Consider the following 14,472-nt stretch of genomic DNA (forward strand, 5'->3'; position numbering starts at 1 on the left):
TGGAATGATTCCACCATCATATGCCGTACCCCGGCCCATCCCGAAGACGAGGTGACCTCGGTCTCGGCTCGGACCCCCGCGCGGCGAGGAAGATCACATGATCTGCGGGTGCGGACGCTCTCTCACAGTCCTGTGTACACCGACCCGGGGTTGAAGATGTTGTCGGGATCGAGGGCCTGCTTGATCCGGTGGTTGAGCTCCATGACGTCCTCGCCGAGGTAGGGCGCGAGCCAAGGGGCCTTGAGTCGGCCGACGCCGTGCTCGCCGGTGATCGTGCCGCCGAGGCCGGTGGCCAGGTCCATGACCTCGCCGTAGGCGATCTGCGCACGCTTCTGCTGCTCTTCGTCCTTCGGATCGAGGACGAGCAGGGGATGGGTGTTGCCGTCGCCGGCATGGGCGATGACGGCGATCGTCACCTCGCGTTCGGCGGCGATCCTCTCGATGCCGAGCACCAGGTCGCCGAGCTTCGGCAGCGGCACTCCGACGTCCTCGAGCAGCAGCGCGCCCTTCTTCTCCACCGCGGGGATCGCGATGCGGCGGGCGGTGACGAAGGCCTCACCCTCATCGGGGTCCTCTGTGAGATAGCACTCGGAGGCCGTGTTGAGCGAGCAGATCTCCTGCAGCCGGGCCGCCTGCACCCCTGAATGCTCGCCGGGCTCGTCGGACTGCATGACGAGCATCGCCTCGGCCTCACGGTCGAGACCCATGCGCAGTTCGTCCTCGACGGCGTTGATCGAGGCGCGGTCCATGAATTCGAGCATCGAGGGCCGCATCTCGCGGGCGATGTCGAGCACGGCCTTCGTGGCGTCGTCGAGCCTGCGGAACATCGCGACCACGGTCGTCGGCGGCAGCTGGGCGGGGATGAGGCGCAGGGTCACCTCGGTGATCACACCGAGCGTGCCCTCGCTGCCGACGAAGAGCTTCGTCAGGGGCAGGCCCGCGACGTCCTTGAGCCGGGGGCCGCCGAGCTCGACCGCCCGGCCGTCGGCGAGGACGACGGTCATGCCGAGCACATAGTCCGTGGTCACCCCGTATTTCACGCAGCACAGGCCGCCCGCGTTCGTGGCGATGTTGCCGCCGATCGAGCAGAACTCGAAGGAGGAGGGGTCCGGCGGGTACCACAGGCCGTGCTCGGCCGCGGCGGCCTTGACCTCGGCGTTGAACGCGCCGGGCTGGACGACGGCCATCCGGGTGATCGGATCGATGCTGATCTCGCGCATCCGATCGAGGGAGAGCACGATGCCCCCGGAGATCGCCGAGCTGCCGCCCGAGAGTCCGGAGCCGGCTCCGCGGGGCACGATCGGAACCTTCGCCTCGGCGGCGATGCGGACCACCGTCTGCACCTCTTCGGTCGAATTCGCTCGGACCACCGCCAGCGGCACTCCGGCGTCGGGATCGTTCGCCCGATCCCAGCGGTAGGCGTCCATCGAATCGGGATCGGTGATGACTGCCGAGGCCGGCAGGGCGGAGGTGAGGGAGGAGACAACATCCATGTTGTGATCGAGCCTTTCGCGCGGAGTTCGGCACCCGGAGTCCGCTCCCGACATTACCAGCCCTCGGGAGCTCACGGCGTAGTCTGAACTCATGACCGTCGCCCCCGACCAGCCGCCCGCCGCCTGCGTGCTCGGGACCATTCCCGGCTCCGGGATCGAGGGGTCTCGGATCGGCATCGTCGACCTCCATAGGACAGGTGCGGAGATCGGTCGATTCGACCTCGCCGAGGCGGACCTGCCCGAGTTCGCCCGTGACCGTGAGGATGCGGCCGCGAGCGTCGGGGCTGGGGGAGGCCGGGCGAATGCCTCCGGGCCGAGGTGGATCTTCAGCGACACCCCGAAGTGGTATCCGACTCTGCTGGCGGCGGGGGTGAGCATCGGACGCTGCCATGACCTGCGGCTGGCGCACGCGATCCTCGCTCGCTCCGAACTCGTCACCGCTCCCGGGCCGATCCGCGCCGCCGAGGAGTGGGACGCGGCACCCGCGGACGACAGCGCCGACGCAGGGGCCGCTGCGCTCTTCGAGGTCGATTCCGGTCGCGGCCATGTCCGGCAGGTGCCGCATGACATCGCGGCGGCGCTGGCCGAATCCGCTCGACAGCGGGCCGCCGTGGACACCGCGAGCGATCCCGGGCGGCTGCGGCTGCTGCTGGCCGCGGAATCGGCGGGCGGACTCGTGGCCGCTGAGATGCGCGCAGCCGGAGTCCCCTGGGACGAGGCCGCACACGACCGGATCCTCACGGACGCCCTCGGTCCCCGACCGCTGCGCGATGGGAAGCCGGCGAAGATGCTCGCCGTGGCCGAACAGGTGCGTGCCGCACTCGAGGACCCGCGGGCCGATCTCGATTCCCCGAACCGTCTGCTGGCGGCCCTGCGCAATGCCGGCATCAACGTCGCCTCGACCTCGAAATGGGAGCTGGCCGGCAGCGATCATCCGGCGATCGCACCGCTGCTTAAGTACAAGAAGATGGCGAGGCTGCTGTTCGCCAACGGCTGGCGCTGGCTCGACGAATGGGTTGCAGACGGCCGCTACCGTCCCGTCTACGTGCCCGGCGGGGTCGTCACCGGACGGTGGGCGGCCAGCGGGGGCGGGGCCCTGCAGATCCCGCGGCAGCTGCGCCCGGCGCTGCGCGCCGACGAAGGCTGGCGGCTCGTGGCCGCCGATGTCGCCCAGCTCGAACCCCGGGCGCTCGCCGCCATGTCCGGCGATTCGGCGATGGCGGCGGCCGGGCGCGGCCGAGACCTCTACTCGGGGCTCGTCGAGGCCGGGATCGTGGCCACACGGGCCGAGGCGAAGATCGCCGTGCTCGCAGCGATGTACGGGTCGACGACCGGTGAGGCCGGAGCGCTCGTGCCCCGCCTGCGCACGAACTTCCCCGCTGCCATGCAGCTGGTCGACTCCGCCGCCGAGGTGGGCCTGCGCGGGGGAGTCGTGTCCACCTGGCTGGGGCGGACCTCCCCGGTGCCGAGCGAGGGCTGGCAGCGCCTGCAGAGGGCGGCGAACCGCTTCGATGCGAGCGGCGCCGATGAGCAGAGGGCCCGACGTGCCGCCGGAGACCAGGGACGATTCACCCGCAATTTCGTCGTCCAGGGCACCGCGGCCGAATGGGCGCTGGCCTGGTTGGCCGATCTGCGGCTGCGCCTGGCCCGACTGCCCGCCGTCGATGCCCGGCCGGCGACCGCCTCGGGGCCGGTGTTCTCTTCGCGGGCGCATCTCGTCTTCTTCCTCCACGACGAGGTCATCGTCCATGCTCCGGCCGAACAGGCCGAGGAGGCGGCCGCCGCGATCAGGGAGGCGGCCGCCTCGGCGGGCAGGCTCCTCTTCGGGAACGCCCCTGTCGACTTCCCGCTCGATCTGAGCATCGGTGAGAGGGCGATCAAGGGCTGAACTCGCACACGCAGGCGGCAGCGCGCATGGAATAGACTGGCCTGCTGGACGATGCGGCCCGGCCTTCCGAGTTCGAGCACAAGGAGATCCTATGAGGGAGCATGATCACCGCTTCGGCGACGCTCCGCTCGTGCTGCTGATCTTCTACACGATCTTCATCGGCCTGGTGACGCTGACGCCGCGGCAGCTCGACACGAGCCCCGAGAGCTTCATCGGTCGGCTGCTGGCCTTCCTCGCCTCCCACCGGCTCACCCAGTGGCTGAGCTATGAGCGGGTCGAGATGCTGGCCAATGTGGGCATGTTCGTTCCCTTCGGGCTGCTGCTCGCCCTGCACCTGGGCAGAAAGCGCTGGTGGTGGGGCTGGGTCATCGGGTCCGCCTTCTCCGGCGTCATCGAAGGCGTCCAGGGCACCGTGTTCACGCAGACGCGCTTCGCCACTCTCAGCGATTTCGTGACGAACACGATCGGTGCGGGCCTGGGCGCGGTTCTCGCCCTGCTCGTCATGGCGGCCTTCCCGCCGCGCGAGGATGCGGGCTCGGCCGACCGCGTCGTCAGGTGAGCCGTCAGGTGAGTCGTCAGGTGGGCCGTCAGGAACGGGCCAGTCGCGGCCACCAGCAGCCCACGCGTCCGGCGTACTCGCGGTATTCCTCGCCGAAGCGCTCGAGCAGATCGGCCTCCTCGTGGGGGCGGATGAGCCAGTTCCACAGCAGCGAACCGATGAGCGCATAGACGACGACCAGCCAGGAGCCGATGAGCAGACCCATCGAGACGCCCTGGGCGAGGCCGGCGACGGCCATGGGATTGCGGACGAAGGCGTAGGGGCCGCGGGAGACCAGATGGTGGGCCATCTGCGCGGGCAGCGGGGTGCCGGAGCCGAAGTTCGCGATCGTCCGGGCCGACCACACGCCGATCACGCTGGAGAAGGCGAGCAGGGCGAAGCCCGCGACGGCCAGCAGGATCGGGAACTTGTAGGAGAGGTTCCACCGGTCCTCGAAGGCATTGATGATCACGGGCACGATGATGAGGAACACGCCCCAGAAGATGACGACCTGGATCGTCGTGCGCAGCAGGAGGTGGGAGCGCACACGCGTGTTCGAGCTGTGGAAGGCGAAGGGGCCGATGAGGATCCACTCGGAGGGGATGCGCCCGAGCAGCACGAGAGCGCCGAAGAGGACGCTGCCGACGGCGGCGAGCACCATGAGCACGGCGCCGAGACCCGCCTCCGTGGTGGCGGTGGCGTAGATGACCATGCCGAACGCGACGAGCACTGTCCAGCCCGTGGCGATCCACACGGCCCAGCGGAGGTCGAGGGCGGCCAGCGCCGAGGCGATGACGAAGAGCGGGATGTCGACGAACGCGATGAGCAGCGGGTCGATGCCGCCCAGCGTGGCCGTCTGCAGCGCGGGAATCGTGCTGATGCCGAGCCACCAGGCGGCTCCCGCGAGGGCCTGGAGGGCGAAGTACATGCGGCCGTGGAAGATCCGCAGCCGCTTCTTCGGCTTGTTCACGCTCGTCACATGCCGGCTCATGCGAACGCCGTCCCGCGGAAGCACACGGTCGTGGCGCCGCCGACCCAGATCCCATCGTCCTCGGCCGAGATCGAGACGACTCCGCACCGGCCCAGCGCGGTGCCCTGGGTGGCAGTGTAGGAGGTCGGGGCGAGGCCGGCTCCGATGAGCCACTGGGCCACGGAGGCGTTGAGGCTGCCGGTGACCGGGTCCTCGGCGACGCCGACTCCGGGCACGAAGGCGCGGATCTCGTATTCGTGTTCGGAGCCGTCGGGGTGGGCGCCGAGGACGCCGAGCTTCGTGTCGGCGATGGCGGAGAAATCCGGTTCGAGAGCCAGGACCTGGGCTGCGCTGGCCAGCCGCACAGCGGCCCATCCGGGGCCGTTGTCGACCCATTGGTGGCCGAGGATGTCCGTGCGCTCGACCCCGAGTGCGTCGGCGATCTCACTCACGTAGGCCTCGTCGAGGTCACCTGTGCGCAGCCGTTCGGGAGCGGCGAAGGAGAGGGTGGCCCCGCCTCGGCGCAGGCGGACGAGTCCGGCCCCGCACTCCTGGACGACCTCGCCGTCGCTCAGCGGCACTCCGCCGGCATCGAGCCAGGCCGCCGCCGAGCCGAGCGTGGGGTGGCCGGCGAAGGGGAGTTCCCGGGACGGGGTGAAGATGCGCAGGCGGTAATCGGCGCCCGGGTCGGTGGGAGGGAGGACGAACGTCGTCTCCGACAGATTCGTCCAGTTCGCGATTGCGGCCATCTCTGTGTCGCTGAGCCCCTCGGCGTCGAGGACCACGGCGACGGGATTGCCGCGGTAGGGCTCGCTGGAGAAGACGTCGACTTGGGCGAATGCTCGATCACGGGGCAAGAGGGGACTCCTTCGTTGAAAGGGCGCCGTTCTTTGAGGGGTGCGCTCTTCCTATGGTAAAGGGATGCGGCGCCGATGCCGGGACGAGGGCGCGCCGCGTCGCAGAGTTCAGGAGTGCTGCCGGCGGGCGAGGGCTGCGGGCAGTCGAAGGAATATTGACTGAAGTGAGCAGGTCGGCATCAGAATGGGTCATGGACACAGTCGCCCAGGTCATCAGCCCACCGCCGCGCATCGGCATGTTGGGCGGTGGATTCATGGCTCGCACCCACACGCGGGCCGCTCGTCTCGCCGGAGCCGTGCTCGGCGTGGTCGGGACATCGGGGCCCGCGAGCAGCCGGACGGCCGCGGCCGAACTCGGTTACGAGAGCTCCGCGGTCGGGGCGGACTTCTTCGAAGAACGGCTCGACGTCGTCCATGTCTGCTCGCCGAACAGCACGCACCTCGACCACTGTCTCAATGCGCTGGACTCCGGCTCCCACATCATCTGCGAGAAGCCGCTGGCCACCGATTCATCCGCCGCACGGGCCATCCTCGACAGGGCGGAGGCCAGAGGCCTGGGCGGGACCGTTCCCTTCGTGTACCGGTACCACCCGATGGTGCGTGAGGCCCGGGCACGGATCCGACGCGGGGACGCCGGGGCCGTGCTCACCGTCGACGCCCGCTATCTCCAGGACTGGCTGCTGGACGCCGAGGACGACAACTGGCGCGTGGACTCCGCATCCGGCGGCCCCTCTCGTGCGTTCGCCGACATCGGCTCCCACCTCGTCGATCTCATCGAGTTCATCACCGACGAACGCATCGTCGCCCTGTCGGCAGCGACGCGGACGGTCCACCCCCGCCGAGGCGGTGCCGCGGTGACGACGGAGGACACCGTTGTGATGACGGTCGAGATGAGCGGCGGCGGGATCGGGTCGATCCTCGTCTCCCAGCTGGCGCCGGGGCGCAAGAACAACCTCGTCGTCGAGGTGGCGGGGTCCGAGGAGAGTCTGCGATTCGCCCAGGAGCAGCCGGAGGAGCTGTGGGTCGGCCGCCGCAGCGGCAGTCAGCTCCTCGTCCGCGACCCTGACGTCCTCGTACCCGATGCGGCCCGCCTCTGCGAGGTCCCGGCCGGGCATCCGCAGGGCTACCAGGACGCCTTCAACGCCTTCATCGCCGACTCCTATGCGGTCTTCGCCGGGCAGAGACGCGAAGGTGTGCCGATGCTCGCCGACGGTCTCCGCGCGGCACTCGTCACGGAAGCCGTCCTCCGCTCGGCGGAGCAGAGAACCTGGGTCGAGGTCGAAGCGCTGTGATCGATCGTGACGGAGGCTGACGATCGTCTGAGGACGTGGCTCAGGCTCGGTTCGTAGACTGAGCGGCTATGGACTTCAAGCAGGCAACGGCGACGTGGTGGGACGCGATCACCTCGGGATTCGGACGGCAGGACGGCCTGGAGCTCGATGCCCTCCGGCTCGTGCTCGTCATCGGGGTGCCCCTGGGCGTGACGCTGACCCCGGGAATCTGGCGCTTCTTCGGTCTCTTCGTGACCTTCGTCCACGAGCTCGCCCACGCTTTCGCCGCCCTCACGACGGGACGGGTGGTCAAGGGCATCTCACTGAACTTCGACCATTCGGGGCAGATGAACTCCTTCGGCAGGGTCGGCTTCTCTGCCACCTGGGCGGGATTCTGGGGGTACCCGGCACCGGGCCTGCTCGGACTCGTGCTCATCACCTCGGCGGTCTTCGGCTGGGCGCCTTTGGCGCTGTCGGTGGGAGCACTCGTCCTGCTGGTCGCTCTCCTCTTCATCCGGAACCTTGCGGGTGCGGTCATCGCCGTGGTCACAGCGGTCGCGGCCCAGCTCATCGTCGTGTTCCTCCCGCTCGAGTGGATCTCGGTCTTCGTCGCCGCACTCGGCACGGGGCTGGCGATCGGCTCCCTCAAGGACCTCGTCAAGGTCATCCGCGTCCACACGCGCCGACGTCACGTGCAGCAGTCCGACGCCTATATCCTCGCTCAGGGCTCGAGTCTGCCCTCCGGAGCCTGGCTGACGCTGTTCGCGCTGGTGATCATCTCCTGCGCGCTCGCCTCGGCGCGCGTCCTGTACACGGCGGTGTCGCTCGGAGCGGTCTGACCGGGAGGCTGGGACCAGGCGGCTGGGACCAGGCGGCTGGGACCGGGCGGCTGGGACCGGGCGGCTGGGACCAGGACGGTTCCCGCCGTCCTGCTGGTTCGTCGGCCGTACTGCTGTGCTCTCGTGTCAGTGGCGGATGGCAGAATCGAACCATGGCTGCGCATCCGAAGTTCTCCGCTGTTCTCTTCGACTGCGATGGAGTCCTCGTTGACTCCGAGAGCATCACGAACGGCGTCCTGCATCTGATGCTGCGGGAGCTGGGCTGGCAGCTGACGCCCGAGGAGTCCATCGCACGATTCGTCGGCAAGATGCTCCGTGACGAGTCCGATGTCATCGAGGAGCACACCGGATTCCGCATCGACGAGGAGTGGATGAACGAATTCCGGCGCCGCCGCAACGCCGAGCTCGAGTCCTCCCTGCAGGCGATCCCCGGTGTCGTCGACGCCGTCCGCCGCATCGCTGAGCTCTATCCGGGCAGGATCGCCTGCGCCTCGGGCGCGGATCGGCCGAAGATCGAACTCCAGCTGAAGAAGATCGGGCTCTTCGACGTCTTCGCCGACCGCATCTTCTCCGGAATGGAACAGCCGAGCTCGAAGCCCGCCCCAGACGTCTACCTGGCCGCAGCCGATTTCCTGGGGGCCGACCCCGCCGAGGCGGCCGTGATCGAGGATTCGCCGACCGGAGTGATCGCCGGCGCCGCCGCACGATCCCATGTGCTCGGTTTCTGCCCGGACTCTCCGGTGCACCAGAGCGCCGAAACGCTGCTGGCCGCCGGGGCCGCCGAGACCTTCACGGCAATGGACCGGCTGCCGGATCTGCTCGTGGAGTAGGTCTCGGGGGACCGTTTCAATTTTCGGAGAACACCTCTGACCAGTAAACATAATCAAATGGCAGCGCAATGCAAACACATTCTGTTTGTAATCGAATTGTTACATTCTTTGAGTCTCTTCAGATGTACAATTGTGTTGAGGCATTCACATCGACGTGAAGGGCGGTGAGAACGATGAGGGAACCGCAGAATCCCGGTGAAGACGGTCTCGACCCTGCCTCGAACGGCGCCTCCTCTTCCTCTCAGCAGCCTCTGGTCGGCCCCGATTCGCCCCGGCGCCTCGACGTCGATCCCGACTCACCCATGGCTGCGGTCGTCAGCATCGCACGGTTGAGCACGGGTGCCCGCATTGCAGAGTTCCAAGCTGTTGCCGGCCTCTTCCTGGCAGAGGCGGTCGATCGCCTCCGCTATGGCACAGGTGAGGACACTTACCATCACACGACATTCACGCAGACCGTCGATCGATTCCTCGCTGCGCGAGCGAAGTCGCAGACCGATGAGGTCGAGCCGGCGGATCCCTGGGCGGCGCTCGGAACCGCTCTCGACGATCGAGCGATCGATGCCCCCGACGACGTGGACACGAGTGCTGAAGGCCAGTCGTCCGAGGGCGATCGGTCGTCGGAAGTCTGCCACTCGTTGCCGTCCCCATCGGAATCGCTTCCGAACTTTCCGAAATTCCGGCTCAACCGGACCTTCAACGCCTGGGTGCACGACCTCGCCGCGCGGGAGGACGTCGCCGAGCTGACCGCGGTGCTCGGGTCCACCACCGACCGCGCCTACAACGAGATCGCGAACGCCGTCACGCTCGTCTTCGGGCTGCCGAAATTCCTGGAACGCTGCCTCAACGGCGAATTCACGATCGAGCATGTGCTGACGGCGACTCAGGCGGTCAAGGACGTGGCCTTCGAATACGTTCCGCGCTTGGACGACTACCTGGGCACTCGTCGGGCCGATATCACCATGGAGACCTTCCGGAAGTCCCTGAACCTGAGGATCGCGGCGCTCTTGCCCGTCGACGATCGACTCGAGGTCGCCGCAAAACGTCGCCGTGTCGACATCACGACCTATCCCGACGGGACCGCCTCGGTGACGCTCTCGGGCCCTGCGGTCGAGCTCAAGGCCTTCTACCTGCGCATCGAAGCATTCGCCCGCGCGATTCGCAACGGGAACATCTCCGCGCTCACCGACGAGAACATCGCCGGCATCGAGGTGGGCGAGCAGGACGGCATCGCCGCACTCATGTTCGATATCGCCACGCGTGCGACACCGCAGATGACCATCGCCGTGACAACACACGATACGACGACCGGGGAGACCTCCACCGAGGAGATCCCGCTCGAGGTGAAGGAACAGTGCGACCCCACGGCACCGGTGACCGCGGAAGACGTCGACCGTGCGGCACGGACGGCACAGCGCGAAGCCGAAGCTGCCGCCGGTGCCGGCGCCGGAGCCGAGACGATCATCAAGCTCACCATGCCCACCCACGGCCAGTGGGTGCGAGAGCAGGCGAAGATGATGGTCACGGTGCCTTTCCTCACCGCAGTCGGCGGCTCGGTGCTGCCGGGAACGTTCTCCGATGGCTCGCCGCTTCCGCTCGATGCGGCGAAGGTGATCGCCGGTGACTGTCCGACCTGGCACCGAATACTCACCGACCCGGCGACGGGGACCCCGATCGATGCACGCTCGAGGAGCTACTGCATCCCTGCAGATGTGCGCGCGCCGCTGATCGGAAAATGGCAGTCATGCTCTGCGCCCGGATGCACACGACGGGCGGAGACCTCGGAGGTCGACCACATCATCCCCTTCGATCATGATGACCCCGCACGAGGCGGACAGACGACCTTCGACAACCTCCACCCCGTCTGCCGACCCCATCACCAGGCGAAGACCGACCGGAGATTCTCCGTCCGCATGACGGATGACGGGGCGGTCGAGTATGCCTTCGCCCATGGTGTGGTGGCGACGATGCACCCCCCGGACAACCCGATCAGCGCCGAACACGCACGGCAGGTGGAGAGCTGTGCCCAATCGGACACGGCTCCGGAATCATCCGGCACAGACGGATCGGTCCTCCGCTTCACCTCGGAATCCGAAGAGAAGCGAAGGACCGGGAATGAAGACCGGAAGGCCCGACGGTCGAGGCAGGCACAGGAATCGATCTGGGATGTCCGCTGGGACCCCGAAGACCCTCCGCCTTTCTGATCAGCTGCTCTGATCGCCCTCGTCCGCAGGACCGAGACCGGCCCGCGGTGGGCCTGTGGCTAGACCTCGTCCTCCTGGATCATCCGGCGAATGTCCTCCTGGCACTTGACCTCGCCCTTCTTGGCCGCCTCGACGACCTTGACGTGCTGTTCCTCGGTGACGACCGGAATCTCGTCGCCGTTGGAGTCGACGATCTTGCCGTCCTTGACGGTATCGCCCTCGGTGAGGATGGCCTCGTGGTCGATGAGGCGCTGCAGCTCCTCCTTGCGGATGACCCGTCCTGTGCCGGCGACGAAGACCGAGCGATCCGTGCGGTCCTTGGTGTTGGCCCCGATGTGGTTGAAGACGAGGTTGAGCAGCACGGCCATGAGCGTGGCCGAGGAGATCCCCGAGTGGAGGATGATGCCGACCCACGAGGGGAAGGCGTTGTAGAAGTCGGGCTCGATGACGGGGATGATGCCGAAGGCCAGCGAGACCGCGACGATAATCATGTTGAGGTTGCCCTCGTACTCGACCTTCGAAAGGGTGCGGATGCCGGACGCGGCGACCGTGCCGAAGAGCACGATGCCCGCACCGCCGAGCACCGGCATGGGAATGGCGGCTACGACTCCGCCCATGACCGGCAGCAGACCGAGGACAACGAGGATCGCACCGCCGGCAGTGACGACGAAGCGCGACTTCACACCGGTGATCGCGACCAGACCGACGTTCTGGGCGAAGGCCGACTGCGTGAAGGAGTTGAAGATCGGAGACACCGCCGAGGACAGCATGTCCGCGCGCAGACCGGCTGCGATCCGCTTGGAGTCGACCTTCGTGCGAGCGATCTCGCCGACGGCGATGATGTCCGCGGTGGTCTCGGCGAAGGTGACGATGACGACGATGAACATCGAGATGATCGCTGCGGCCGAGAACGTCGGCATGCCGAACGCGAAAGGCTCGGGGATGGCGAAGATCCCGCGGTCGAGGACATGGGAGAAATCGGCCCAGCCGAAGATGAGGCAGCCGACGGTGCCGATCACAATGGCCAGCAGGATCGACAGACGCGAGACCATGGCGACTGGGATGCGGCTGAGGATGAGGACGATGGCGAGGGTGGCAACGGTGATGAGGATGTTGCGGATGCTGCCGTAATCGGCGGCCTCGGCGTCTCCGCCCATGGCCCAGCCGGCCGCGACCGGCATGAGCGAGAGGCCGATCGTCGTGATCACCGTGCCGGTGACCACCGGTGGGAAGAACTTCACGATGAGCGCGAAGGCGGGAGCGACGAGGAGGCCGATGGCCGAGGCCACGAGCACCGCGCCGAAGACTTCGGGCAGGCCGTCACCGCCGGCGAGGATCGACGTCATCGTCGCCACGCCGGCGAAGGACACGCCCTGGACCAGCGGGAGCTGCGAACCGAAGAAGGGAACGCCCACCGTCTGCAGGATGGTCGCCAGACCGCCCATGAACAGACAGGAGGCGATGAGCACGCTGATCCCGCCGTCATCGAGTCCGGCGGCCTTGCCGATGATGAGCGGTACGGCGATGATGCCGCCGTACATGGTCAGCACATGCTGCAGACCATAGGCGAACGAGCTGCCGATCGGCAGTCGCTCGTCCTCCGGACGCTGCGTCTTCTTCGTTTCGCGCAGCGCATCGTTCTGTGGTGATTGCTTGGATACCGACATCTATCTCTCCGTTGAGCTCGTCCCCGAGCGACGGCCCCTCACAGACGCCCCAGATGGGTAGTGAGCAGGCTCCACTTCGACCGAGGAATCGGTTTCTGTTTTTCCGACATGCGAAATGCAATTTCCTTATCGCAAAATAGTAGGTGAATCACATTTGGCTTGCAAGCCGGTTTCGTGACTCACCCCACATGTTAGAGTTCAGTCCTGCCGGTGTGCTCGTCAGACGCAATGCATATCTACTGATCGTTCGCTCAGTTGAGTGGTTCGGATCCATCGTACATTTGGACCTTCCGTGCCGACGACTCGAGTCTGTGTCGCAGGTCACCGGGCGGCGGAGCAGCAGACGCCGAAAAACCTGAGCTGGTGGCGTCGGCCCCAGCGCTGTCGTCACTCACCGAAGATCGAACCGGTCACAGGTTCGCGATCAGAAAGGCGACGACATGTCCCAGGCATCCACATCCACCCCGGCCTCGAACAGGCTCTGGCTCAAAGATCCTCTGGCAGTCCACCTCGGTGCCGGGGTCGATCCGGCTGCGGCGGCGCGGGGGATCGTCATCGACCGGGACTCGGGCATCATCGTCGAACTCGTCCCCGCAGGAGGAGAACCGAGCGGCAGCGATGCGACCGGCGGCGATTCGGCCGGCGGCGCGCAGACCGCGCGGGCCGCGCAGGCGATAACCGTCGTCGATGCTTCGGCGCACGTGATCACTCCTGGCCTGGTCAACACGCACCATCACTTCTACCAGACTCTCACCCGCGCGTGGGCGCCCGTGGCGGATATGCCGCTTTTCGGATGGCTGATCAACCTGTACCCGGTCTGGGTGCGTCTGACCCCGAAGGCGCTCGAACTCGCCACGACCGTCGCCATGGCCGAGCTGCTCGAATCCGGGTGCACGACGGCCGCCGACCACCACTACCTGTTCCCGACAGGGATGGACGAGGCCATCGACGTCCAGGTCGAGGTTGTCCGCCGGCTCGGCATGCGGGCGATGCTCACCCGCGGGTCGATGTCGCTGGGGGAGAAGGACGGAGGTCTGCCGCCGCAGCGGACCGTGCAGGACGCCGAGGTGATCCTCGCCGACTCCCGCCGCCTCGTCGAGGCCTACCACGAGCGCGATGAGGGAGCGCAGGTGCAGATCGCCTTCGCCCCGTGCTCCCCGTTCTCCGTGACCACCGAGCTCATGCGGGAGAGCGCTGTCCTGGCCGAGGAACTCGACGTCCGACTCCACACCCACCTGGCCGAGACCATCGATGAGGAGGATTTCTGCCGCGAGCGCTTCGGCCTGCGCACCGTGGACTACCTCGAATCCGTCGGCTGGCTGGGCGATCGTGCCTGGCTGGCCCACGGGGTCCATTTCGACGATGACGAGGTCCGCCGCCTCGGCGAGGCCGGCGTCTCGGTGGCCCACTGCCCGACCTCGAACATGCGCCTGGCCTCGGGCATCGCCCGTGCCGTCGAGCTCGAGGACGCCGGCGTGAACGTGGGCCTCGGCGTCGACGGTTCGGCCTCGAACGACGCCTCGAACATCATTCGGGAGGTCAGGCAGGCCCTCTACATCCAACGCCTGCGCTACGGCGCCGAGGCGGTCACCTGTGCTCGCGTCCTCGACTGGGCGACCAAGGGTTCGGCGGCCGCACTCGGCCGCGACGACATCGGCACCATCGAGGTCGGGCGGCAGGCGGACCTGGCGATGTTCCGCCTCGACGGGCTGTCCTTCTCCGGCTCGCACGATCCGATTCCCGCCCTCGTCCTCTGCGGAGCGGAGAAGGCCGACAGGGTGATGGTCGGCGGCCGGTGGCGGGTCGTCGACGGCCACGCCATCGGCGCGGACGGAGTCGAACTCGACAAGGAGGCCCTCATCGCGGCCCATCAGGAGGAGGCGCGCCGCCTCGTCGCCGGGTGAGGGAGGCCGGTCGC

11 protein-coding genes are annotated in these 14,472 nt (G+C 67.5%); 7 read left to right on the plus strand and 4 right to left on the minus strand.

From position 1 onward, the window contains the following. Nucleotides 1-122: 122 nt before the first annotated feature. Nucleotides 123-1,493 carry an FAD-binding oxidoreductase gene (locus IIE29_RS06895; protein WP_209324478.1) on the minus strand — a complete coding sequence of 457 codons (1,371 nt, stop codon included), beginning with the start codon at nt 1,491-1,493 and terminating at the stop codon, nt 123-125. 91 nt (nt 1,494-1,584) lie between these two features. On the opposite strand from IIE29_RS06895, the gene IIE29_RS06900 reads away from it, so the two are divergent. Both IIE29_RS06900 and IIE29_RS06905 read left to right on the plus strand, forming a co-directional pair. Continuing rightward, on the plus strand, nt 1,585-3,381 hold the full coding sequence (locus tag IIE29_RS06900; RefSeq protein ID WP_209324479.1) for a bifunctional 3'-5' exonuclease/DNA polymerase: 1,797 nt from the start codon (nt 1,585-1,587) through the stop codon (nt 3,379-3,381). A 91-nt stretch (nt 3,382-3,472) separates the two neighbouring features. Next, a complete protein-coding gene (locus IIE29_RS06905) occupies nt 3,473-3,940 on the plus strand; it encodes a VanZ family protein (RefSeq protein WP_209324480.1) in 468 nt (155 codons plus the stop codon). Between the two features lie 28 nt (nt 3,941-3,968). Here IIE29_RS06905 and IIE29_RS06910 read toward each other — a convergent pair whose 3' ends face one another. Both IIE29_RS06910 and IIE29_RS06915 read right to left on the minus strand, forming a co-directional pair. After that, nucleotides 3,969-4,898: a methyltransferase family protein gene (locus IIE29_RS06910; protein WP_343071827.1), complete on the minus strand. Its 930-nt coding sequence runs from the start codon at nt 4,896-4,898 to the stop codon at nt 3,969-3,971. 8 nt (nt 4,899-4,906) lie between these two features. After that, a complete protein-coding gene (locus tag IIE29_RS06915) occupies nt 4,907-5,746 on the minus strand; it encodes a PhzF family phenazine biosynthesis protein (protein ID WP_209324482.1) in 840 nt (279 codons plus the stop codon). A gap of 191 nt (nt 5,747-5,937) precedes the next feature. Between IIE29_RS06915 and IIE29_RS06920 the strand changes: the two genes are divergently transcribed. The 4 genes from IIE29_RS06920 to IIE29_RS06935 all read left to right on the plus strand — a co-directional run bounded on the left by IIE29_RS06920 (nt 5,938) and on the right by IIE29_RS06935 (nt 10,887). Beyond that, entirely contained in the window at nt 5,938-7,038 is a 1,101-nt protein-coding gene (locus IIE29_RS06920) for a Gfo/Idh/MocA family protein (protein WP_209324483.1), read from the plus strand. A 68-nt stretch (nt 7,039-7,106) separates the two neighbouring features. Next, a complete protein-coding gene (locus tag IIE29_RS06925; protein WP_209324484.1) occupies nt 7,107-7,856 on the plus strand; it encodes a M50 family metallopeptidase in 750 nt (249 codons plus the stop codon). A 152-nt stretch (nt 7,857-8,008) separates the two neighbouring features. Next, the gene (locus tag IIE29_RS06930) at nt 8,009-8,686 is read left to right on the plus strand and encodes an HAD family hydrolase (protein ID WP_209324485.1); all 678 of its coding nucleotides are present in this window, start codon (nt 8,009-8,011) and stop codon (nt 8,684-8,686) included. 173 nt (nt 8,687-8,859) lie between these two features. Further along, nucleotides 8,860-10,887: an HNH endonuclease signature motif containing protein gene (locus IIE29_RS06935; protein WP_209324486.1), complete on the plus strand. Its 2,028-nt coding sequence runs from the start codon at nt 8,860-8,862 to the stop codon at nt 10,885-10,887. Nucleotides 10,888-10,946: 59 nt separating this feature from the next. Here the strand turns inward: IIE29_RS06935 and IIE29_RS06940 are convergent, their stop codons facing one another. Then, nucleotides 10,947-12,554 carry a nucleobase:cation symporter-2 family protein gene (locus tag IIE29_RS06940; RefSeq protein WP_209324487.1) on the minus strand — a complete coding sequence of 536 codons (1,608 nt, stop codon included), beginning with the start codon at nt 12,552-12,554 and terminating at the stop codon, nt 10,947-10,949. Between the two features lie 440 nt (nt 12,555-12,994). Between IIE29_RS06940 and IIE29_RS06945 the strand changes: the two genes are divergently transcribed. Beyond that, nucleotides 12,995-14,458, plus strand: a complete 1,464-nt coding sequence (locus IIE29_RS06945) for an 8-oxoguanine deaminase (protein ID WP_209324488.1) — start codon at nt 12,995-12,997, stop codon at nt 14,456-14,458. Nucleotides 14,459-14,472: the final 14 nt, after the last annotated feature.

Origin of the sequence: Brevibacterium renqingii (genome assembly GCF_017808095.1) — a bacterium.
Classification (GTDB): Bacteria; Actinomycetota; Actinomycetes; order Actinomycetales; family Brevibacteriaceae; genus Brevibacterium; species Brevibacterium renqingii.